At 32.8% G+C, this 24,631-nt stretch carries 22 protein-coding genes and 1 tRNA gene; all 23 read right to left on the minus strand.

The features are described 5' to 3' along the window. Positions 1 to 94: 94 nt before the first annotated feature. Positions 95 to 1,354 (minus strand): hypothetical protein, encoded by a 1,260-nt coding sequence (locus RHO14_02615; protein ID WVD71697.1) that lies wholly within the window; start codon positions 1,352 to 1,354, stop codon positions 95 to 97. Positions 1,355 to 1,373: 19 nt separating this feature from the next. Next, on the minus strand, positions 1,374 to 3,308 hold the full coding sequence (locus tag RHO14_02620; protein ID WVD71698.1) for a hypothetical protein: 1,935 nt from the start codon (positions 3,306 to 3,308) through the stop codon (positions 1,374 to 1,376). A 25-nt stretch (positions 3,309 to 3,333) separates the two neighbouring features. Then, a complete protein-coding gene (tadF, locus tag RHO14_02625) occupies positions 3,334 to 4,107 on the minus strand; it encodes a tight adherence pilus pseudopilin TadF (GenBank protein WVD71699.1) in 774 nt (257 codons plus the stop codon). 17 nt (positions 4,108 to 4,124) lie between these two features. After that, positions 4,125 to 4,607, minus strand: a complete 483-nt coding sequence (locus tag RHO14_02630) for a pilus assembly protein (protein WVD71700.1) — start codon at positions 4,605 to 4,607, stop codon at positions 4,125 to 4,127. An 11-nt stretch (positions 4,608 to 4,618) separates the two neighbouring features. Continuing rightward, on the minus strand, positions 4,619 to 5,788 hold the full coding sequence (locus RHO14_02635; GenBank protein WVD71701.1) for a hypothetical protein: 1,170 nt from the start codon (positions 5,786 to 5,788) through the stop codon (positions 4,619 to 4,621). Positions 5,789 to 5,805: 17 nt separating this feature from the next. After that, complete coding sequence (locus tag RHO14_02640; GenBank protein ID WVD71702.1) at positions 5,806 to 7,242, minus strand: pilus assembly protein N-terminal domain-containing protein; 1,437 nt, start codon at positions 7,240 to 7,242, stop codon at positions 5,806 to 5,808. A 1-nt stretch (position 7,243) separates the two neighbouring features. Further along, complete coding sequence (locus RHO14_02645) at positions 7,244 to 8,074, minus strand: hypothetical protein (GenBank protein WVD71703.1); 831 nt, start codon at positions 8,072 to 8,074, stop codon at positions 7,244 to 7,246. 59 nt (positions 8,075 to 8,133) lie between these two features. After that, entirely contained in the window at positions 8,134 to 9,375 is a 1,242-nt protein-coding gene (locus RHO14_02650; GenBank protein ID WVD71704.1) for a hypothetical protein, read from the minus strand. Between the two features lie 71 nt (positions 9,376 to 9,446). After that, positions 9,447 to 10,292 (minus strand): type II secretion system F family protein, encoded by an 846-nt coding sequence (locus tag RHO14_02655; protein ID WVD71705.1) that lies wholly within the window; start codon positions 10,290 to 10,292, stop codon positions 9,447 to 9,449. 15 nt (positions 10,293 to 10,307) lie between these two features. Then, a complete protein-coding gene (locus RHO14_02660; protein ID WVD71706.1) occupies positions 10,308 to 11,237 on the minus strand; it encodes a type II secretion system F family protein in 930 nt (309 codons plus the stop codon). Continuing rightward, positions 11,234 to 12,538 carry a CpaF family protein gene (locus RHO14_02665; GenBank protein WVD71707.1) on the minus strand — a complete coding sequence of 435 codons (1,305 nt, stop codon included), beginning with the start codon at positions 12,536 to 12,538 and terminating at the stop codon, positions 11,234 to 11,236. Before RHO14_02665 ends, RHO14_02660 begins: the two co-directional genes overlap by 4 nt. Before the next feature lie 104 nt (positions 12,539 to 12,642). Beyond that, positions 12,643 to 12,849, minus strand: a complete 207-nt coding sequence (locus RHO14_02670; GenBank protein ID WVD71708.1) for a Flp family type IVb pilin — start codon at positions 12,847 to 12,849, stop codon at positions 12,643 to 12,645. 492 nt (positions 12,850 to 13,341) lie between these two features. Next, positions 13,342 to 13,417: transfer RNA gene (locus RHO14_02675), tRNA-Gly, on the minus strand. A 69-nt stretch (positions 13,418 to 13,486) separates the two neighbouring features. Then, the gene (locus RHO14_02680; GenBank protein WVD71709.1) at positions 13,487 to 13,750 is read right to left on the minus strand and encodes a DUF1145 domain-containing protein; all 264 of its coding nucleotides are present in this window, start codon (positions 13,748 to 13,750) and stop codon (positions 13,487 to 13,489) included. Next, positions 13,750 to 14,313 (minus strand): 16S rRNA (guanine(966)-N(2))-methyltransferase RsmD, encoded by a 564-nt coding sequence (rsmD, locus tag RHO14_02685; protein WVD71710.1) that lies wholly within the window; start codon positions 14,311 to 14,313, stop codon positions 13,750 to 13,752. Before rsmD ends, RHO14_02680 begins: the two co-directional genes overlap by 1 nt. 42 nt (positions 14,314 to 14,355) lie before the next feature. Beyond that, positions 14,356 to 16,977 carry a transglycosylase domain-containing protein gene (locus RHO14_02690; protein ID WVD71711.1) on the minus strand — a complete coding sequence of 874 codons (2,622 nt, stop codon included), beginning with the start codon at positions 16,975 to 16,977 and terminating at the stop codon, positions 14,356 to 14,358. Positions 16,978 to 17,125: 148 nt separating this feature from the next. Next, entirely contained in the window at positions 17,126 to 18,574 is a 1,449-nt protein-coding gene (locus RHO14_02695) for a heavy metal sensor histidine kinase (protein WVD71712.1), read from the minus strand. After that, positions 18,549 to 19,238, minus strand: a complete 690-nt coding sequence (locus tag RHO14_02700) for a heavy metal response regulator transcription factor (GenBank protein ID WVD71713.1) — start codon at positions 19,236 to 19,238, stop codon at positions 18,549 to 18,551. The genes RHO14_02695 and RHO14_02700 overlap by 26 nt, the downstream gene beginning before the upstream one ends. 236 nt (positions 19,239 to 19,474) lie before the next feature. After that, on the minus strand, positions 19,475 to 20,608 hold the full coding sequence (trmA, locus tag RHO14_02705; protein ID WVD71714.1) for a tRNA (uridine(54)-C5)-methyltransferase TrmA: 1,134 nt from the start codon (positions 20,606 to 20,608) through the stop codon (positions 19,475 to 19,477). Positions 20,609 to 20,964: 356 nt separating this feature from the next. Continuing rightward, positions 20,965 to 22,044 carry a membrane-bound lytic murein transglycosylase MltC gene (gene mltC / locus RHO14_02710; GenBank protein ID WVD71715.1) on the minus strand — a complete coding sequence of 360 codons (1,080 nt, stop codon included), beginning with the start codon at positions 22,042 to 22,044 and terminating at the stop codon, positions 20,965 to 20,967. Between the two features lie 24 nt (positions 22,045 to 22,068). Then, on the minus strand, positions 22,069 to 22,338 hold the full coding sequence (locus RHO14_02715; protein ID WVD71716.1) for an oxidative damage protection protein: 270 nt from the start codon (positions 22,336 to 22,338) through the stop codon (positions 22,069 to 22,071). A gap of 63 nt (positions 22,339 to 22,401) precedes the next feature. After that, positions 22,402 to 23,445: an A/G-specific adenine glycosylase gene (gene mutY / locus RHO14_02720; protein WVD71717.1), complete on the minus strand. Its 1,044-nt coding sequence runs from the start codon at positions 23,443 to 23,445 to the stop codon at positions 22,402 to 22,404. 17 nt (positions 23,446 to 23,462) lie between these two features. Next, positions 23,463 to 24,605, minus strand: coding sequence for a bifunctional chorismate mutase/prephenate dehydratase (gene pheA, locus RHO14_02725; protein ID WVD71718.1), 1,143 nt, complete (start codon positions 24,603 to 24,605; stop codon positions 23,463 to 23,465). Positions 24,606 to 24,631 lie beyond the last annotated feature (26 nt).

A 24,631-nucleotide genomic window follows, 5' to 3' on the forward strand; every position in this document is an offset into this window, starting at 1 on the left:
AATTCGATAACGAATATCAGAATAACAAACGGTTATCAGTATTAACCATGTAATACTTAAGCAAAAATTATTCAATAGTGTCATATTCGTTTTATTAATTTCCTTGACCTAGGACATAGTCTTGCCCATAAACGGCTTTTACCGCTTGCTCTAAAAAGGTTAATCTTGTTCCTGGCCACGGGATATTGCGGTTACTACTATGGTCAAATTTATGACCAGCTCCATAACCAACCCCATAGTACTGACCTTGATCATTTAAATAATATAAATTCTCCTTCCCACCATCGATCCGAATTAAGTTTCCATTAATTTTCCTTCCAATTGGAACAGAACCATATATGAAAAATGGATCAGGGCTGAGGTTAGAGCCCCAAGTATAAATATAATTAGTATTTTTTATTGCAGCTGAACCTGCATATCTGCAATAAAGTGTACGAACATTAGTCAGAATCTTTACAGGATAAGCAGTACGATGCGTCGTATCACTATATAAAGCACCTTGCCCAATCCTTGATAGTTCTCCGATCCCATATACATCACCATCTGTTGTTAGGTATTGAGTATATCCTTCACCACCACAAATATGAGTAATATTTTGCCCATCAATTGATATGTTTAGTTTTTTTGGCGTTACAACATAGCTATGGTAAGCCGGATAGGTATTATAGCCAAAAGAGTTTGCTTGTTCGTCTCCCCACCCAAAGATTTCTCCAACTTCATTTATTGCATAGCCGCCCTCATAAGCTGCCCCAAGCATAACAATTTTTTTATTATTAAAATAAGACTGCGGAATTTTATATAGGCTATTACTTGAATCTTTTCTGCCATTACCTATCTGTCCGTAAATACCGTGTCCCCATGCATACACTTCACCATTTTTAGTTAGTGCGTAGCCAGTATATTCACCAGCACCAATTTGAATCACATTTTTACCTTGCAAAATTAGGCATGGAGTTTTGACTGGACCTGACGCGCATTGTCCGGCACTTGCCTGTCTGTAACCATTTTGCCCCCATCCCCATACATCGCCATTCATATCTAGAACAATAATATGATAAATTCCCCCTGTAACTTGAACGATATCTAATCTTTTATTTACAAAAGTTGATACTCTTTCTGGTGGTTCCCATTCAATTACAAGTGTCTTACCATTACCTGAAAGACCGCCATCTCTATAGCCCCAAACCCATACATCACCATTTTCGATAATTGCACCCGTATCTACAGCATGTAATCGAGTCATACTACCACCGCCACCGCTTACTTTTGTACTTAATAACACAGCATCAGTTTGCGCATACACAAATGGAATAAATAAATTTATCAATAAGAAAGAGATGAATTTTGGTATCATTTTGTATCTCCTTGTTTAATTAATGTTTAATAAACACACCAGTTTCAGACTGAATAATGTAGTTTGTTATATTAAATAATGATTGATAATCAGTTGCGATATACAAATATTGCTTATCTTTATTCATACATTTGGTGAACCATTTTCCAAATTCAGCTTCATATTCCGCATCCGTTGTTAATGACGATTTTTGGGGAGAAAGTTTTATATAATATATAGCTGCTGAGTTTGCCACTTTATCTATGTAGCCTTGCTGTTCAAATATTGATGAGGTTAAACCTTTGGTAATCACCTCACATACCCCTTGATCGAGAAAATCATCTCTTAGCGTATCCGCTCCTGAATCATCTTTACCATCACTGACGATAATGATAACTTTGTGTTGACTTTTACCTTTAGCAAATACCGGTACCGATCTTAATAGCGCGCTAATTGTATCTGTTCCACCACCAGGAGCCCATTGATTACTTTTTAGATATTTAGCCAACTCGTTACTGTTATTGCCATTAATATCAAAAGGGACAAGATGAGGAGAGTCATTAAATGAATTAATATTATTTGCCGCATTATTTAATACCTGCAAACTACCTAATTTTTCATCATTACCAACCATTACTTTATTGCTATAAATAGGTGATGAGCACATTGCCATAAAAGGTGAAAATTCAGCCATTGATGGAGCAATAGGCCTAGTGAAGGTGATGGTATTGTTTGGCATATCACTAAATAGTGTATCTAGTGTTCCTTTTGTGTCGACTGTTTGGGTGTTTGCAAACGAATAATGTGCATCATAATCACCAGAATACATATAATCATATAACTGCACGATTTTTGCATATTCGTTGATGACAATGTTTTTATTGCTTAAACTTAATGGATAATCACTCTCATTCACCCCGCAACCATACATTGATTCTCCTAAAATAACACTTTCCTGCATCTGTTTTTTGATACAAAGACCACTATTTACAAGCTGAGCATTAGATGTATGGCCTAATGCGGGGCCAATAATTGTTTGATAGTAATAATAGCGGTAATAATCGAGGTTATAAAATACGGCATTGCTATATTCATTAAAATAATTGAAAGTTAAATAATCTTGAATAACGCTCTGTTTTTTCAATTTTTGCCACTTAGAATAAAAAATATTCTTATTTGCCCAGAAATCATAATCGAGTCCTGCATAAGGGGCTTTTAGTTTATAAAGCATGGAGCAGGAGTAACTTTTACCATCAGCTTGGTTTTTCTTTTTATTTTCTACAGGTACGCCAATATCATAAGGAATAAAAGCAAATTTAACGGTAGGATAGGGTGAAAATAGGTCTATTACACCACTAATTGCTGTACGCATATAATCTAATCGACGTTTTTCACTAATTGAGACGCTATATTGATTACAATTTAGATCATTGTAATCGCAGGTAGATGATCCTGAAAAGTCAGCGATAAAACCAATGTCGATAGATTCTAAAACATCATTTTTTCTCGTGTTACCAAAGCTTTCTTTTTTATTTCCAGTTACAATTGAAGTCCCTAATTTACCTAGCGTATTAATTTTTACTAATGCACTAATATCTCGCTGATACGATACATAATATTCCTTATCTATGGAGTTATAAGTAACTGAAATTTTTGCTCCGTTATATCTATTTACAATCTTTTTAGTTAAATAATAGTTCATATAACTTAAAGCTAATTTCTCATTATCAGTTATATCTTGATCCGTTTTATTTTCATTATTTACGGCAACAATAGCCAACGATGCTTCATTACTTGCCTCGGATATGGCTGCTCTTGATTTCAATAAATAAGCATTATTGAGTGAAACGACAAAACAAATAAAGATAAATGAGGACATGATCGCAAATGCAACAATAATGCTACCAGAGTCATTTTTTATAAATTTTAATATCAATTTTTTATATATTTTTAGCAATGTATTCGATATTTTCATAGTAACCTGCTTATGATGCGCTTTTTTATAAATATATTGGGCAATTTTTTGTTGCATCGCCTAGGTCATTGCAGCGAGATATGACAACTGCTTCGCTACATAAATTAGGTAAAATATTACTTTCTGATTGTGTTCTGCCAAATAGTTTTAAGTATAAGCTTTCATCATTTGTGATACAGATATTTACTCTATAGAGTGGGATCCAGCGACCGTTAATATTTGGCTGCATACCTTTTCGCGGCACATAAGGCACTAGTTTTGAATAATTAGTCAAAGAAGAGCTTGAGTTATCAGTGATATTAGGGAGTGAGCCAAAATAATTTTTTATTTCAGTATTACAAGTTGGGGAACCACATGATAGCGCGGCAATATTAACTAACTTTGCTTGTTTTAAATCAGCCGGAAAAAGTCTATTTTGTAAAATAAATAAGCTATCTATTTTAATTGCAACGTCTTTATTCAATAAATTTTTCGCTAATTTTTGCATATCATCAACTTGTTTTTGATCAAGTAACTCTTGTGTTTGAAAACAGGATGTTGTTTGTTTGTTACATAATGAAAAAGAGGGGTCAACACTTCCATTTTGGCTATCGTCAGCTATTGGGTATAAGCTCGTCCGTTCTCGAAATAAAGAGGCAACAGTGTAGGTTGCTCGATCTAATTTATTTTGTAACATAATTGAGCTATAAATATCGTAAACGACATAGGTTAATGCCATAAAAATAAAGAAAACAGCAGCAAACTCAATTGAAAGTGCACCTTTTTTATTGTTAATAAATTTTATTAAGTTAGTTATCATTATATTAATCTCTACCATTAAGAATAAAATTCACGATAAACGATAATTTTTTTATTTAATGAGGCATCAATCAAGCGACTAAATAAAAAAGAAAAGATTGCAGAATAATGATATTGCAAGTCGAATAAAATAATTTTATTTGCATTAGGTTGTGCGCTATTACAATTATTATTGATAACATCATTAATTGAATCACAGAAAGTTACTTTTACGGTAAAATTATCTTTTGATGTTAATATTGACCAGCCAGGGATCTCCTCTGCTAGCGCTTGCTCGTAGACGACAGAATAAGATAAAGCATCTCTATTTATATTTTCTGTTATTGCCGTTTTTCGACTCACTTGTGTTGAAACTAGATCGAGTGATGAGCCGATTAAGATGACTCGGCTCATTTCTAACACAAATAAAAATAGGACAATCAGCATTGGAATAATAATGGCAAATTCAACTGAAATCGTCCCTTTTTTTCCTGTTAAGAATAAATAACTGAATTTACGCATAAGGATGCCTTTTATTTTTTCTTTTTAGTTATAAAAGAAGTCAAAACCGAGTTTTTTTTATTCCTTCTATCAATTCCAATAACTGCCGCGGCAATACTTTCTATTTCTGGCGTCTCATATGCTTTTTTAAATTTTTCTTGTGTAGGGATATACTTTCGGACAAAATTGATGGGTTTTCCAAGGTATTCTTCTATATCAATATCTTGCAATGATGATTTTTTATCGATTGGTTTATCGTCATTAACACAAATTAAAAATCGCTTATTTTGTATTAAATTATCTTTTTGTACCATTCGATTAATTTCTTCTAATGTATTTTTAGCTATTTTAATAGAGTAAGGATCACGATTGATAACTAAGAAGATGATATTAGATAGGTTTATTATGTTCTCAAGCTTATTAACTGTAGAGTGTAATCCAATATTTTGCTCTAAGATCGTAATATTAAATGAGCCAGAATCCAGATAATCATATTTACCCGTTTCATCATCTTGTTCTATTTTTACTTGTATTGATTTATCAACGTGGGTAAATAAACCATCTTTATCAATTGGTGTTTCAAATAAAAAGTCAGCATTTTGACTCGTAGTCGCACCTTGTATATATAAAATCGGGTAACTAGTCGATTGACTAATGTTTTTTAGTATATGAACGATTAAGGAAGATGTACCAATCCCCCCTTTGCAAGCTAAAAAAGTAACAACACTACCAATACGTTTACTTGATCCTGGTGGGGTTGTGCTACGTAAGAAAAGAATATTAGGTATTTGTTCAAGTTGTTTATCTTTTAATAAAAAATGAATCCCTTTTTTCGCAAGCAGATCAGCGAACATAATTGAGTCATTTTCTCCAACTAATATCGTTGTTGATTTAATTGGGATAAATCGATTGATATTTGCTGAGATTTTTTCAGCATCATATTCGTTATTAATATCGATAATAAAAATATCAAAATCAGTCCAACGAGTATCTTCTTTTATCTCATCTAAGCCCAATAAAAATACTTCTATACTCAATACATTATATAAAAATAAGATGGACCTAATATTATCGATTAGCTGCTTATTTGTGCTTATAATTGCAATACTAAAGCTTGATATTCTGCCCTCTATAAAATCTTGACTCGCATTGTTATTTGGTGTTTTTTTATTTTTTTGATTATTATTACTAAATAATTGCATGTTAACCTCTATATTTCCTATTCAAGAAATCCCATATAATTTATGAATTTTTCGCTTTCATTTGAGATTGGGAATGTCTGTCCTTTTTGTTTTTTCATATTATTATTGATATTAAAAAATAAATTAGTAGAATCAGTACGTTCAAATACTGGTAACTCAACACCATTAAAACTACTTTTAGGGGTTACTAAATTTACCGTAACAAACACAACAAGCTCTGTTTTTGAACGTTGTGTTGATGTACTACGGGCTAATGCACCAAGAATTGGGATATCACCTAAAAATGGAATTTTTTGCAGTGATTCTTCATCTTGCTCATTAATTAATCCTGCGATAACGAAGCTATCACCATCAGCGACATCGACTGTTGAACTCGTCTTACGTGTAGATAAGGTTGGGATCTTGTAGTCATTGTATTGATATTGACCAGAAACAGAACTAAATTCATCTGCAACAAATAGTCGAATACGCTTATCGTTGTATACTTTCGCACCAATATTTAGTTTTATACCATATTCTTTATACTCAATTGTATTTGAATTGCCATCTTTACCTGCGACTACAATTGGAATTTCACCTCCAACTAGAAAAGAGGCCGTTTCACCAGATAAAACAGATAAATTAGGTTCGGCTAGTACCTTTGCTAATTTATCTGAGTCTATAGCGCGTATTACAGTCGTAATATTATTAATATCAAACCCTTTTTTTAGCCCTAATAATGTAAATTCACCGACACTATTAATTTTACTGCCATTACTCATCATGCTGTCGAGTGTTAAACTCTGCCATTCAATACCTAACGCATTAGTAAATGTTTTGCTTACTTCGACGAAAGTTAATTTGACATTAACTTGCGTTTCTTGAATAACGTCAATTTTATCAATTACATTGTCATATAAGTTTTTTTGTAGAAATTCAATCTCATGATCGTTCGATGTTCCCTTACTCTCTACTGTAAGCGATTTTTGCCCCGTGCCGACCATTGCACCAATAAAATTAAGAATTCTATTTTTTGTTTCAGAATCGGGAACGTTGCCACTTAAGATGTAAGTAAAACGGTTACCCGATTCACCAGATGCATATTTGTTTATGCTAATATTGCTATTGGGAAAATCTTGTCTAATACGATAAATTACTTGAGAAAGAATAGGGTCAACATTGATGGTATCGCTCAATATAATATTGTCATTTTCATCATAAGCAGTGAGGCTGGTTAATCCATCTTTTTTGGCATAGATAATAATACTTTTATCACCGATGACCTCATAATTAGCAACAGAATCTTTGGCAATAAATATTGTATGAATTTTATTAGGTAGATTAATTGTTTTACTTTGTCCTGATTGTAAGTAATGCGTTGCAGCTAAAGCCGGCGAAGACAAACCGATTAATAGCAATAAAGTAGATAAGCTAAGGATTTTTTTATCATATTTATGTAAGGTTAAGAATGACATATTAATTTCCTCTTAGCTTATTTATTTGTTTGTAATTAAGAATTTGTCTTTCAGATAATGGCCAGTTTTTTTCTTGTTCACCTAACATGATCATTCCGTCATCCAAACTTTCTGTATAATTGCTAGGGTATAAAACAATAGTTGAATTGATCATAAGTGTTCTAAGTAATTTGATTTCTTCATTAGATAAAACAAGATTAATTTGCCCTGAATTTTGTTTAGTATTTGTGGTGTCATTTTCTATGAATAGAATTTTTTTACTGACAATAAGTGGTTTTATATTCGTGGTTGAAAAATTACGACTTGGAGATACAAGAGTTAAGTTATCGTTATTTCGACCTGTATTTTGTTCTGCTCCATAAATAATATAGATATCAACTAAATCACCTGTTTTTAGATTATTTAATAGATAGGCATCTTCTTTAGCAATATCGATAGGGAATATATATTCCCCTGGTTTTAACGATAATGCTAGATATTCTGGACTACTTGGTGAGGCAATAAAGTTATGCTCAATCATCGTTTCTTTTTCAATATTGTTCTTAGCAACATATGTATCAATTTGTGATGGAGATAAAATATATTGAGCTTTATTAAAATCATTACTATTAACTTCAATCGTTTTAAAATAATAATCAGCAGGAGTGATAATCGTTCTTGCTGAAATATTTGCTTTGGCAACAGCAATAGTTACCATTTCGGTCGATTTTTTTTGCTCTGTTTGAACTTCAACAATTTGATCATCAGTTTTCGATGATGAGTGACTAAAGAGCAACGTAAAACCAATTACTAGCATTAAAATATATAGAATAATAAGTTTTTTATCTTTCATAAAAGAATTAGTCCAAAATTAATTGTTATTATCATTTTGTGGTGATGTCATCTATAAAGTTACTTAGCAAGATAAAAATCAACGGAAATGCGATGACCATTTTTACTTTTGCCAAGATATAGGATTTTATAGTTAGAGACATTTTTAACTTTAATATTTATCGTTAATGTTTTATTTGCGCCGTATTGTGCGGTAACATTAACGAAATTACGGTTACTTTTTTGAATATTTTTAATAATTTGGTCAATATTTGTCGAAGATAAGCTGACATTTATTAATTTAATTTTAAATGAATTATCGAGGCCTTTTTGAACGCTATATTGGGTACTGTTTAACTTTTTATCTGTTTCAACGGTAATTCTAGAAAAAGATTTGTGTTCACTTGAATGAATACTAATAATATTCAGATTCGTTGTGGTGGATTTATTTGATGCAGCTACTGCAGTGCTATGCTGGCTTTTTCGTATATTTGTTACGGATTGCTGTGGTATAGTATTTACAATTTTATCTTGTTCTTTGGCATAAGCCTCTTTCATTTCATTCGGGGCTGGTACTAATTCATTAAAATTAACCGTTTTATTCGGTTCGACTTGTTTTAGCTCTTCGAGTAAAACGGTTGTTTGGCTAGACATTTTATTTTGGATACAAAGTTCTTTAGCTATAGAGACTTTATCGAGCTTTACTAGTGTAAATACAAGGTTATGTAAAACTGTTTTATTTCGATAACCTTTGTTATATAAAATATTGAGATAATCATACGCGGTTAGATAGTCTTTATCTAAAATTGCTAACATGGCTAGATTATTTAATATTTTATTCTCGTCATAAAACATTTCTCTCGATTTATTAAATGAATAATTAGCAGCGTCATACTGACCCAATTTGATTTCAATAATACCTTTTAAATTATAAGCTTCTCCATTTTTAGGATCAATTTGTAAAGCTTTATCTAAATATTTAGTCGCAATATTGTAATCAGGCGATTTTATTTTAGATAAAATATTTCCGTATAACACTAACATTTTATCATCTTGAGAATGCTCAATTATTGGTGATAAAGTACGTTTAGCTGAGTTAAAATCATCCGATAAATAGTAGGCTTGGGCCAGTTTAAAACGGGTATCAGCTGTATCCGAATTTTTTAATCGATTTTTGTATAATTCAATTAAGCCGCCATAATTTTTAGTTGTTTCATTAATATAGATTTTTTGTTCTTCATCAAGATCTCTTTTAGCTGAATTATTTTGGCATCCGGCAATTATAAAAAAAATAGTAAACATAAATAGAAATTTTGCTTTCATGGTACCCCTTATTCTTTGATACTATCGTTATTGTTATTTGAAAGTAATAATTTATTCATTATTGCAAACGATTAGAACATATTGACCAATCGCATCATTACAGGGCCACCGATGATTACTAGCACGGGGAAAAGAATAAAAACCATCATCGGTAGTGTCATTTTTGCGGATATCGCCGCAATTTTTTCTTCGATATCAAGTTTTTGTAATTCACGCATTTCAGATGAAAGATCGAGTAAAGCATCATAAATAGAGTTACCATAATTGATACTACGCTTCAGTGTTAAACAAAACATTCGCATTTCTTTGCTTGGGACTTCACTATAAATTAGATCTATAGCGGGCTCTATTCCATTAACCTCCATCATGATGCAAGCACGTTCAAGGATTGTTGCAATATCTGGATTAATTTTTTTTACCCGAGAACTTAAATAACTAAATCCATTTTCTATGGTCATTCCAGATTTGATCATGATTGCCATAATATCAATAATCAGAGGAAGGTTTTTTGAGATACCTTTAATTTTTTTCTCTGTTTGTGCCTTAACTAATCTTTCAGGTAAGATGATAACTAAACAAATAATTATGAATAATGAAATAACAATGCTTTCTTGATTTAATTCAATGAAATCAATGAAATTATTGGCAATAAATAGTATAGAAAAGAGAATTACGATGGAATAAATTTTCCATAATTGTTCCTCTTGAAAGCGTCTTAAAAAATTAATGCCTAAACTATTTTTAGAAATGATTTTTTCAAACGCAATATTGCTATTTTTTTTAGTTACGGGCTGCGTTTTCACTTGCCCACCATTTAATAATAAATCTAGAGTTTGTTTTTTTTGGTGGTAACGATAGCCATGAAATAATTCTTTAACTGCGAATCCTATCAAAATTATTGAAAATAAAATTGTCATAAGTTATTGTCCAAATCAAATTATTTTATTTATCATTTTTTTTATTAAAAATATCCCAAAACTAACGCTACCAGCGACATAGTAAAGGATGATGTGCCCACCTTCGGTATTTATTAAGTATTCGTAATTATCAGGTGAGATAAATTTAAGTAACAAGAGAAAACCAAGTGGAATAGCCGCGAGAATCATGACTGTCATTCTTAATTCTGAAGTTTTACTATCACGTGTCTTAGCAAGAATTCGATTATTCGTTAACATCTTAGACAATCGTGACAATACATCTTTTAGCTCTCCGCCCCCATCTAGATTTACCATGATAGTTAGTATAAAAAAATAGTATTCAGGAAATGGTAGGTGCCTATATGAATTAAGTAATACATTATGGGGATTTTCACTAAGTTCTAGCCGACTACATACTTCTTTCATTGTGGTAGCAACAACTCCATCCATTTTTGTTGCACATTCATTAAATCCAACAGAAACAGAGGCGCCAGAAGATACAACACCGATAATAATATTTAGTGCTTCTGGAAAACTTTCATAAAAATGTTTCTTTAAACGACGTTTCTTTACAATAACTAGAATTATAAGTGTGATAATAAAACTACTAAATAGTACTGTATAACTATTTAGATTAAGATAGAGATAATTAAAGATAAAACCAAAGGCAATACCTAAAGTAATTATGCCTAATAACTTCATTTTATCGGTTGAATTATTTATTATTAAATAATAATTTGTTTTAATTTTGTTTATTAGTGATGAATTAAAACTTTCCCAAACTGATTCCTTATCTTCGCGTAATCGGCTTTCAATCATAGATAAAAAAGAGTTTTTTTGTTTCATTGTTTTATTGAAAATTTGCAGTCTCTCTTGTTTACGTCTTAGTGATAATAAACTAATTAAAGCGGCAAAAATTAATACTATTGCTAGAATGAGTGTCATTTTGTTACACCTCCGGCTTTCATCATTAAGTCTTCTAATATTTCAGCAAGTTTATAATATTGAGCAGCATCATAAAGTGCCGAGCGTCTTACTAAACCGTTAAAGACAAATGAACCTTGAATTTTGCTATTTGTATCGCGTTCTTCGTGAATTTTAAATTTAAAGATATCATGTGTAACAATTTGGTCTGATTCAATGCCAACAACTTCAGTAATACTTGTCACTTTTCGTTGACCGTCAGGTAATCGAGATATTTGGATAATGAAATTGATAGATGAGCTTATATAGCGCCTAATTGCATTAAGTGGTAATTCAGATTGTGCCATTAGTACCATGCTTTCAAGCCTTGATAGTGCATCACGAGCGGTGTTTGCATGCAGTGTTGACATTGAACCATTATGTCCGGTATTCATTGCTTGTAACATTTCAAACGCTTCTTCACCACGGCATTCGCCAAGAATAATGCGATCAGGCCTCATACGCAGTGCATTAATGAGTAGATTTCTCATGGTTACTTTACCTCGTCCATCTTCACCTCCCGCTCTAGTTTCCATACGAACGACATGATCTTGCTGTAAACGCAGTTCCGCGGCATCTTCTAATGTAATTGTTCGCTCATTATCGTTAATAAATTGGGATAAAACATTAAGCATGGTCGTTTTCCCAGCGCCAGTTCCGCCAGAAACAATAATATTCATGCGACAGCGAGCTGCAATAACCAAAAAATTAGCCATACTTTCATCTAACGTGCCAAAGTTTATCAACTCTGAAAAAGTTCTATTACCTGCACCGAATTTACGAATAGAAAGTGATACTCCATCAATGGTTATAGGGGGGATAACCACATTTAATCTACTACCATCGGGTAATCTTGAATCAACTAATGGGTGGGCTTCATCGAGATTTTTACCTATTTTATTAACTAGGCGGCGGGCGATATCTAGTAGCTGACGGTCACTAATAAAAAATTTATTAGTTTTAATTAGTGAACCTTCTTTTTCAACATAGATGTTAAAAGGACCATTGACTAAAATATCGTTAATTGAGTGATCATTCATTAATGAATCTAAAGGACCATAGCCAATAATTTCATCACATATCATACTTGCTAATGCATTTGATTCATCTAACGAAATATAAGCATTTCCAATGCTTATAATATTTCGAATTATTGATAAAATTTCACGATTAACTTTATGAGGATCTTGTTTTAAATTTTCAATTAGTTCGAGATCAAGTGCTTGAAATACTAAATCTCTAATTTTAGCCCACTCGAGGGGGACTTTTATTTTTTTGTTCATTATTTTCTTTCATCATATTTTTTTATTGTATATTTCGTATATATCTATTTTTTATAAAACCGAATAATTAGTGATAACACTAATTATTCGGGTAAAACTATTTACTAAGCGCCAATAACTGCGGTTAGTTTTGTAGATAAAGAATTGAATACATTTGTTAATGTTTGAGCAACAACACCTGTATTTGAGAAAATAACCATAACGACAGCGGCAACGCCAGCAGCAACGATTGCATATTCAATTGCAGTAACACCAGCTTCATTTTTTACAAATTTTTGTACAAATTTACGAATAGAATTAGATCGTTTCATTTTGAGTCCTTTTTATAATCATAAGATTTATTAATTTGTTTATTTTCTTTACTGAATTTTATACTGAACAACATAAAATTCGAGATCGATTATATCGATCAATAATGGCACTTTCAATAGGTAAAATATTATCAATAAAACGATATTGATCGGTAAAGATTATCAAAACAAGTTATCAATATTGATTATCAAATGCTAAAAAATGTTCTTTTTTGATTAAACTCAAATGTTTATGTTTTTATACATAATAAATTATCTATTTAGCTTAAAAACTTAGTTGTTATTTTATTTTCTAATTTAGAATATGAAAAATGGGGAGAGCTCTCAAAATTTGATGGTAATTAGCTAATGATAACTAGTATTATTGCTATCACAGTTTCTTTAGGTAGAATATTTTTTGATATCATTTTTATATAAAAATGATAATGAGCTTAGTGATTTTTATAGATGAATGATTAAGTATAATATATCAAGAGTTTTATTAATAAAAATTGGAGCGGGAAACGAGGTTCGAACTCGCGACCTCAACCTTGGCAAGGTTGCGCTCTACCAACTGAGCTATTCCCGCATTTGAGAGTTCTTCTTTTGAAGAGGCGACCATTATACAAAAAATGTTTTTTCTAGCAAGCATTTTTTCTCATTTACTCTTTTTTTGTTTCCAACTTAATGCTTCAAAGACACCAAAAAGAAATACACGTAATACTTTAAAGCGGTCTTGTGATTTTTCTTGGCTACTTAATGTCGAACTTAGCAACCAAGCTTGTAGGCCGTGTACAATAACAAAGGTTGCTAATGCAAGATATGCAATAAGATTTGCTGGCTTAGGATAAGGACAAATCAGATTAAATAATAAGAATGACCAAATAAAAAGGTAAATAATTTTGCCAAATAGTATGAACATTATATTTGCTCTCTAATAAATAAATACGAATGGACTTGGCCCGAAATTTTTTCGCGGTAAAGCTGCCATATCGGCGGAATGTGGTTTGGATGCAAACCGTTCTTTTCGGTTTCAATATAGATATAAGCATCTGACTTAAGCCAACTATTTTGCTCAAGAAGTATTATTGTTTGTGGTACTAGCTTTTGATGAAAAGGTGGATCAATAAAAACGACATCAAATTGTTGATATGCTGTTTGCTTTAACCAGCTAAGGGTATCAGCATTAGTAATTTCGCAATTTGATGTTTGTAGTAATTGTTTATTTTTTGCAAGCTGCATTGCAGCAGACTTGTTTTTTTCAATTAATATAGCTTGTTTTGCTCCCCTTGAAAGCGCTTCAAATGCAAGTGAACCACTGCCAGAAAAACAATCTAAACATGAAGAATCTGTAATTATAGGCATTAACCAATTAAACAATGTTTCTTTGACTCTATCGGTAGTCGGTCGCAGCCCTTCATTATCCAAAACGGCTAATTTTCGGCCACGCCATTTGCCACCAATAATTCTAATAAATCCATTCATAAATATGATATCTTCTATTTTACTACTATTTTAAACTATCACCTAAAACAGTTCAGATGTATTACCCTGATCATCAGTAACCTTTGTACCCGCCTCTTTAGTTGGATATTTTGTCGGCTCGGTTCCCAAAATAAAATACTCCATAATTGCATCTGTACCTGTTTGCGGCGCAAGTAAACCTGTTTTTTTATCGATTAAAACAGATACAACTGATGATGGCTTAATGTCTTGCTGTTCAGGAACATCTTTTAACGCAATTTTCATGTAATCGTTCCAAACAGGATTTGCAGTAACTGCGCCGCCTTCTGCTGCAATGTAAGAATTATTATTTAATGGATCTCGTCTAGCTTTTCCTAATTCGCGCCGATGATCATCAAATCCAAGCCAAACAGTCGTTACAATATTTGATCCAAATCCGGCAAACCATACGTCTTTCGATGCATTTGTGGTACCTGTTTTCCCACCAATATCTTTTCTACCCAAAGCTTTGGCACGCCAAGCTGTACCAGTCCAAAGGCCATTTGGATCGCCCCATACTGTTGATTTTAGAGCATCTTTCATAATAAAAGCGACTTCGCTACTAATAACATGTGGAGCATAGATATTACTATTATTTGTATTTACTGCGTTTGCAGTACTGCCACTTTGATTAATTAATCCATCAAATGAAATACTTGAATCAGGCAATAAAATATTATCATCTGCTTTTAATTTCGATTGTTCTGGCTCATCAGATCCCGATGAATCAGTCGCATTTTCAACATTGTCTAGATTAATACGTGCATCGTTTTGTTTTTTATTATCATCATCGATGCAATTACGACAGGCTATTTCAGGCGTATGTTGATAAATTATTCCACCTTCGCTATATTCGATTCGGTCGATTAAGTATGGCGTTATTAAGTATCCACCATTAGCTATAACAGAGTAAGCTCTGGCTACTTGTAATGGTGTGAATGAAGCAGAGCCCAAAGCTAGCGATTCATGTCGTGAAATGTTTTCTCGAGGAAAACCAAAGCGTTCAAGATAATCAGCTGCATAATCAACACCTATTGCTCTTAATGTTCTAACCATCATGACATTTTTAGATGTACTTAGCCCAACTCTTAATCGAAGTGGCCCTTGATAGACTGCCGGCGAGTTTTTGGGACGCCAAACATCACTACCTGCATTACTACGCATAATTGGGGCATCATTAAGAATCGTTGACATCGTTAGCCCTTTGTCTAAGGCCGCAGTATAAATAAATGGTTTGATTGTCGAACCAATCTGTCTGATGGCCTGCGTAGCGCGGTTAAACTTACTTATATTGTAATTAAAACCACCTATCAATGCTTTTATTTGACCATTATCAGCATTTATCGATATTAATGAACCATTAATGCTTGGTATTTGGCTCAGTACCCATTGCTCATTTTGTTTCTTGACCCAAATTTGTTGCCCGGTGTTAATCACAGAAGATACCGTTGTAGGTAAAGGGCCTTGAAGATTATCATTAATATATGTTCTTGCCCATTTTACGCCATCAAGGGTTATTGTAATTTTATTACCATTTGATAAAAGCGCTGTTGCTTCAGTTGGCGTTGATCCAATTACCACAGCAGGACAGATCTCGTTATAACACATATAGAGATTTAAAGCTGATAGAATTTTATTTTCATCCCACGCTTGTTCATCTGATTTCCATAGTGTTTTTTCAGGGCCATGGTAGCCATGGCGCATATCATAATTAATGATATTATCGTGAATAGCATCTGTTGCAGCAACTTGGTCTAGTTTAGAAATAGTTGTATAAACTTTATAGCCATCAGTATAGGCTTTTTCACCAAATTTATCGTACATAAATTGTCTGGCCATTTCTGCAACATAAGGCGCTGAAAATGAAATTTTAGGTATGTGATATTTAACATTTAATGGTTCTATAATTGCTTGTTCGTACTGTTCTTTAGTAATAAAACCTTGGTCAAGCATTCTATACAATACCCAGTTTCGTCTAACCAAAGCTTTCTCTGGATATGAAATAGGATTATAAGCTGATGGGGCATTTGGTAATCCAGCTAAAAGAGCCGCTTGACTTAATGTTAGTTCATCTGCTTGTTTTCCAAAAAAAGTATAAGCTGCCGAGCCAATTCCATAGGCTCTCGAACCAAAATTAATCATATTTAGGTAAAGCACAATAATTTCTTCTTTAGATAGCTCTTTTTCCATGCGAATAGCGAGAATCATTTCCCTGATTTTACGACCAATACTTTTTTCAGGGGTCAGGAAGAAATTTTTTGCGACTTGTTGGGTAATAGTACTTCCACCTTGTGAAAAACTACCATGTTTTAGTCCAATATATAATGAACGTAAAATACCAACAGGATCGACGCCATAGTGTTCATAAAAACGAGAATCTTCTGTAGCAATTACAGCATGAAGCATAACCGGCGGAATATCTTCATATTTTAGCGGCATTCTGCGACGTTCGCCAAATGTGGCAATAAGCTCTCCATCATTACTTAAAACCTGCATTGGAGTTTGTAACCTAACATCTTTTAATTGCAATACATCAGGTAGATCTTTGGAATAGTAGAAGTAACCAACCATTGCAATGACCATGCCGGATAAAATACAACCAACAGCAAATTTTAGTAAAAATTTAAGAACGTTTAAAAACTTCACACATGCTTCCTAATCGAATCGTTGCAATTTGCTACATTATAAAAATATTTTCAAATAAAGTTTAGAAAATAGTGCAGTAGCAAATTGAGGATATTATATAACTTTTATTATATAACAAGTTAAGCACTGAATAACCTAATTTTTTTAGCTATTGAGACTTTTTATTTTTTAATAAAGTAGGAAAGTAAATTATAAACCGAGTTGATTTATCATCTGATTCAACTGTAATTTCACCTTTATGAGCCTCAACAATTGATTTAACAATCGCAAGTCCGATGCCTGTACCGGTTGTTCCTTCATTGTTTCGTTGACGAGATTCGTCAGTTCGATAAAAACGATCAAAAAGTAATGGAAGATGCTTCGCTTCAATCGGCTTACCTGGATTTGATGTTACCACTTTTATCCGTTTATTACTTATTTTACTTAGCGTAACAGTTATTGTTTCGCCATTTGGCGTATGCCTAATGGCATTTGATAGGAGATTACTTATTGCTCGCCTTATCATTAAATGATCACCAAGAATAGAAGGGCAGTAGCCTTCTAGTTTTAGAGTTATATTTTTTTCTTCACTAAGGTATTCATAATAATCAAACATTGTGATGTAAACACTTGCTAAATCAATTTCGACTAATTGGGGAACAAGTTGTTTGTTGTCTGCTTGAGCTAAAAATAGCATATCAGTAATAATTTGTGATAAGCGTTCAAACTCTTCCAGATTTGAATAAAGAATTTCTTTATATTCGGCAGTGGTTCTTGCATTGCCTAGTGCGATTTGTGTTTGCGTAGTTAAATTGGTAATTGGTGTACGCATTTCATGAGCAATGTCAGCGGTGAAATCATGTTGTCTTTGAAAAATTGAATCCATTCTTGAAATCATTTCATTAAATGCATCAACTAAGCTGCTATATTTAGCTGGGACAAATGATCTCGGAATACGTTCATTTAAACTTTTTGAGTTAATTGAACTAATTTTTTTAATCAATCGGTTAATGGGTTTTTGTGTTAAGTAAATAGTGAATAGGGTACCTAATGGTACGAGGATACAGCAAATCATAATTATTATTAATAAGCCATTATGTAATCGCTGAGTAAATTCTAATTGTAAATTTCGGCTAATCGCAACCGTGATTAGGTATTTTTTATTATCAGCGCTAATTGCTCTTGATGCATTTATTTGATATGAGCTATGTCCATAATCCCAAATCGTTGTACCATCGCTAACAATAAGATCATCAATATTTTTTTTCTTAAAAATTTGCGGTAAATCAGGCCCACGTGTTTTATATAAAATATTATTGTTTTCATCTGAGATATTAATAAATAGCTGAGAATGACTTGTTAAAATCAGTAGAATATTAGGAATTAATTCACTGATTTCTTTGTTTGAATCATAGTAGGATAATTCACGTTCAACAGAATCAATAACAGAGTGTAGCTCTATCGCATTTTGAGTAATGATATATTTTTCAAAAGAGCTTTCAATAAAATAACTCAGCGTATAGAGTAGCGCGCACGTCGATAGGCATGCAATAAGTGGCATTCTAATGACTGTTGGAAGATGAAACTTAGAACTATAATTCGTCTTCGGTAATAACATCAAGTTTATAACCCATTCCACGGATTGTATGAATCAATTTTGGCTCAAAATTGGCATCAATTTTATTACGCAATCGGCGTATTGCAACATCAATAACATTAGTATCACTATCAAAGTTCATATCCCAAACCTGTGATGCGATAAGTGAACGAGGCAATACCTCTCCTTGATAACGTAAAAAGTATTCTAAAAGTAAGAATTCTTTATTGGTTAAATCAATACGTTTTTTATTACGCATCACTGTGCGTTTGGGTAAATCCATGACTAAATCTGCAATACTTAATTGATGCATATTAACTTGTGGCACATTGCGTCTTAATAGTGACTTAATTCGAGCCAGTAATTCTGCAAATGAAAATGGTTTTACTAAATAATCATCAGCGCCAAGATTAAATCCTTTGACCTTATCTTCAACGCTTCCCATTGCTGTAAGCAATATTATTTGTGTATCTTTACCGCCTTCACGTAAAGATTGTATTATTTTCCAGCCACTAATATCGGGTAACATGACATCTAATATAATTAGATCATATTCTTCAGTCATTGCTCGATGATAGCCATCTAATCCATTGTTAGTCAGATCAACAATAAAGCCAGATTCGAGCAGACCTTGGCGAAGATATTCTCCTGTTTTTACTTCATCTTCAACAACTAATAATTTCATTTTTACTCCATTTTATGATGGCTTATTTCTATTTTATCGGCACAAAATATAATACGTTAATAGGACAAAAAAATTATCGATCAAATAATAATGACTGATTTGTCATTTTGACGTCATCTTTAGGTTGAAAGGAAACTGCTAATCTTACCTCATTGTTTTATTATTTCCTTTTCATCCATTCCTTGCAATTTAGTGCAAGCCTAACTTCGGTTAGGTTTTTTTTTGCCTAAATTTTATTATTGAGCCCCAACAATACTGCTTTGTGCATTGTTAATTTTTTTATATAACACCATACCGACTTCTAGATGGCTTGTATAAGGGAATTGGTCAAAAATTGCGAATTGGCTAATTTTATGAGTTTTACAAATAAAAGACAAATTATCTTTTAATGTTAATGGATTGCAAGAAATATAAATAATTGTTTGATATTTTACTATCATATCAAGCGTATTTTCATCAAGTCCACTACGAGGTGGATCGACTAAAATAGTATTGAATTGATAGTCAGTTAAACAAATATCCTTTAAGCGCTTAAAAGTCCTAACTCCATTCATCGCATCAGTAAATTCTTCCGCTGATAAGCGGATAATATTAACATTACTTAGCTTATTAACTTCAATATTATATTGCGCCGCTTTAACTGAAGCTTTTGCAACCTCTGTTGCTAATACTTGATTAAAATTCTGTGCTAGTGCAATAGAAAAATTGCCATTACCACAATAAAGTTCTAATAAATCGCCAGAGATCCCTTTAGTCGCTTTTATCGCCCAAGTTAACATATCAATATTAATCACCGCATTCGGTTGAGTAAAGCTATTTTCAACTTGACGATAAGTATAAACATGGTTAAGTATGTTTAATTTTTCATCGATATAATCTTGATCTAAGCAAATTTTTTGATTTGAGGCTCTGCCGACAATATGGACGTTCATTCCTTGATTAATTAAGGCTTGTTTTAAGGTCGTTATTTCTTTAATCCACTCTTCACCCAATTTACAATGATAAATTAGCGTGATGAGTAATTGATTACTTAATGTTGATAAATAATCAATTTGAAACAATTTATCTCGTAATATATTACTTGATTTTAAGAGAGGAACGATTGCATTCATTGCCTGATTAATGAGCTTTGATGCTACGGGGAAACTATCAATCCTAACTCTTTTTTGTGTGTTAGGATCATACATAACATGGTATAACTCTTCTTTGTTATGCCAGATCCTAAATTCAGCACGCATACGATAATGGCGGCTTGGCGATGAATATATGCTTAGTGATGGTAATTCAAATTCATCAAATTGTGCTTTAATTTTTTCTACTTTTTTATCAAGTAAATACTGATATTCATTTTCAGGTAAAGATGTTGTCATATTATTTATTATATCTATTTAGTTATGATGGAAAATGTTTTTATATAAATGTTTGAGAGCCATTTGTGGATGATATAGTATCATCCTTGGCCCAGAAAAACGCATTACGTTTTTTATTTTCTCTTTATAATCTTTTCGATAACAATGGGTCAGGCATTTTTCACATGTCGATTTTTGTTCGCCATAACGGCAAAGAATCAACCTTGCTATTGCATATCGTTTTAAATCTTCACATGTCACACAGAGTTGTTTTTCAAATTGGCCATGTTTTTTCTTACAATATAAACTGATCATACAGGTAATGGTCAGCTTTTCTTGTTCAATATTTGGACCGTAATTTTGCCTTACCATATTCGCTATTTTGTTAAAATACGATTTACTTTCATTAAATAATTACGAGACTCTTGTGATGCATGCGCAGAGATTAATTTATTATATACTTGCTCTGGTGTTAGTGAGTTTATGATATCTACGGCTTTTTTCCGATCTTTTGAAAAAGTCATTAGTACACTCCCAGCGCCCCCATTATAAGAGGTAATGATTGCATATCGCATTGAAATAGGGTTATTAATTCCCGCTAAATAGCTATCACGAATCAACGCCAGATACGCGCTTCCTAAATTAATATTATTACGTGGTTCAAGTAGAAAAGCCCGACTAGGCTCACCATGTTTACCCCAGCGGCTATAAAGATCTCTTCCCGCTGTATGTTGCTGCACTTGCATTAGGCCTAATGCATCACTGCTACTAACTGCGTACGGATTGAAATTAGATTCAACTTCCATAATCGCTAAAATGAGTCTTTCATCTAGATGATATTGTGCGGCTGATTCTCTTACTAATGGCATAAATTTATGAGCACGTTCATTAACGTGATCTGCAACTAAATTAATTGTGACATAACTGATTTGTTTGTTGTCTGATAGGCGAATTTTTAATTGATTATTAATTAGATACTGTGCAAAGCGAACCGCTCGCCATTCCCACCGAATAGGTTGGCCAATGTCATCCACAATTTGTTTATATAAGAAGGGTTCTTTTGTTATATCAACGCTCGATTGTGACTGCTTGATAATATCTTCCGGTTCAGACATTAAAAGTGTTGTGACGATGGCTTGTTTTAATTGAGTGATAGGATCGTCTGATAGTGTTTCGATGGTTAGTTTACCTGAAACAAAGTTAATATGAACACGAGTTTGTAGATTATCACTATATTGAACATAATCTTTTGGCCCTGCAATTAATACTTCTTGAGAACCCCAAATCTGCTCAATATTATTAGCATATTGGCTAATAAGTATATTAAATGCATTGGTGTCTTTGACATAAGTTGGCGGTGTTTGAGCACTATCTTTAGACCCACCAGAACAGGCAGTAAGTAGACTAATAAGAGCACATAAACTTAATGTTTTTAAATCAGTTATTTTAGGTATCATCAAATCGTATGCCTGTAATTAGAGTTAGTTTTGTGGAGTATATCCGGCAATAGTAATATCTTGCCCTTCAAATAAAAATTTGACCATCTCACTCTCAATTTGTTTTCGATGCTCTGGATTCATCATATTAAGTTTATGTTCATTGATAAGCATCGTTTGTTTTTTCATCCATAAAGTCCATGCCTCTTTGGATATTTCATTAAAAATTCGTTTACCAAGTTCTCCAGGATAGAGCTGAAAATCAATACCCTGTGCTTCCTTTTTTAAAAAATGACAATAAATCATTCTACTCATATTGTTTTCCTTTTCACTTTGGTAAGCAAAATTATAGCCGAAAAAACGTTCACTAAAAAGTGCTCATTGTATTTCGATAGATAATTGCTTTAATAAGTTATTAACGGGTGTTGCAAGTCCGATAAGAGGTGGTGAGGATAAATTATACCAGCAACCGTGAGACTCATCTAAACATGCCTTATTTTGTTCTATTTGAGCATAAATTGGTACCATATCTAAGTGAAAATGGCTAAAAGTATGCTTTAATGCAATTAACTGAGTTGGCTTTTGAGTGATAATTGCCATTTTTTTTAGCCAGATAGAAATGTCGTCATATGATGAAAACTGCGGGAAACAATATAATCCGCCCCAGATTCCAGCAGGTGGGCGCTTTTCTAGCCAGATTGTTTTGTTCTTTGCTAACACAAGAAAATAAGCTGTTTTTGTTGGTAACGTTTTTTTGGGCTTTTTAGTTGGGTAGCATTGCCAGCTATCATTTTTAAAGGCTATACAGCCTTGCCTTAGTGGACATTGTTTGCATTTGGGCTTGCTGCGAGTACAGATAATAGCGCCAATGTCCATCATCGCTTGATTAAATTTATCAACCTCTTTTTGAGGGGTAACATGTTCTGATAATTGCCATAACTGATTTTCAATGGACTTATTTCCTGGCCATCCTTCAATAGCAAAATAGCGAGATAATACCCGTTTTACATTTCCATCTAAGATTGCAAAGTGCTGTTTTTGTGATAGTGATAATATTGCTCCAGCCGTCGAGCGCCCAATTCCCGGCAAATTTAAGACATCATCAAATTGGGTTGGAAATATTCCAGCAAATTTTTCTGCAATAATTTTTGCGGTTTTATGTAAGTTACGAGCTCTAGCATAATAGCCAAGGCCCGTCCATAAATGAAGAACATCATCTATTGGGGCTTTGGCAAGATCGGTTATCGTTGGGAAACTAGCAATAAAACGAGTAAAGTATGGAATAACTGTTACAACTTGAGTTTGTTGTAACATGACTTCAGATAACCAAACATGATAAGGCGTTTTTTCAATTTGCCAAGGTAGCGTTTTACGCCCGTGCTTATCGTACCAATCTAAAATGTGATCAGAAAATTTTATCATATTATTAACTAGCTAACTTAAAATATACTATCGCTAGGATAACAACCCAGAACTTTTAAAAATAATGTAATTGACGATAGTTCTTTCAGCGCTTGTTGCATTTTTATTGTTTCAATATTTCCCTGTAGATCAATATAGAACATTTCTTCCCAAGGATTACCATGAATAGGGCGTGATTCTAATTTGTTCATCACAATATTATGATTGCGCAAAATTAATAATGCATCGACAAGTGCACCAGCTTGTTGGCCAGTTTTCATTATTATGGTCGTTTTTGCTGGGATCTGATCGGAGACTTCGATCTCTTTACGTGCCAATACAATAAAACGGGTAATATTTTCTTTTTGATTTGCAAAGTTATGATCCAATACTTTTAATCCATAAAGTTCGCCACCATCTTTATTGCCCATAGCTGCAACGTTTGGTTGGTTTATCTTTGCAACCATTTCCATCGCTGATGACGTACTATCACAATACACAATTTTCCAATTAGGATAATTTTCTAAGAAATTACTGCATTGTTGAAATGGCTGTGGATGGCTATAAACTGTATCAATTTTATCTAGTGTTGTTTGCTTATCTGCTAAAATGCAGTGATCAATGGGTAATGACAGCTCTCCAATAATATGTAAATTTGTTTTTTGTAGCAAATCGTAAACTTCATTAATTGAGCCTGAACTACTATTTTCAATTGGCAATATACCGTAATCAACTAATCCATTTTCAACATGTTCAAAAATATCCTTGAAGCTTGAACATGGGGATTCTTCGATCTGATCAAAATGGTGACTTGCATAACGACGAGTCGCAGAATGAGAGTAAGATCCTTTTGGCCCTAAAAAAGCAATTTTAGCTGATTTTAGTGTGTTTTGATTGATATTTTCTTGCAAAATACGTTGTTGTAATAGTACCGAATCTTCAATAATCAACTGATACAGTCGCTTAATAAGCATCTCATCAAGGTGGTGTTTTTTACCTTGTTCAATTAATGTTCTAACTAGAATTTGTTCTCGTTCAATATCTCTTACTGGAATATTCGCCTTGATTTTAGTATTAACAACTTCTGTTGATAATTCCCTACGCTGTGCGATAAGTTCTAATAGGTGTTTGTCTAATGCGGTGATTTTATCTCGCAATGGTAGTAGTGGATTGTCTGTCATAATATTTGATATTAGAATAAAAATTA

The sequence above is a fragment of the Orbaceae bacterium lpD04 genome, assembly GCA_036251935.1.
GTDB classification, from domain to species: Bacteria; Pseudomonadota; Gammaproteobacteria; order Enterobacterales; family Orbaceae; genus Orbus; species Orbus wheelerorum.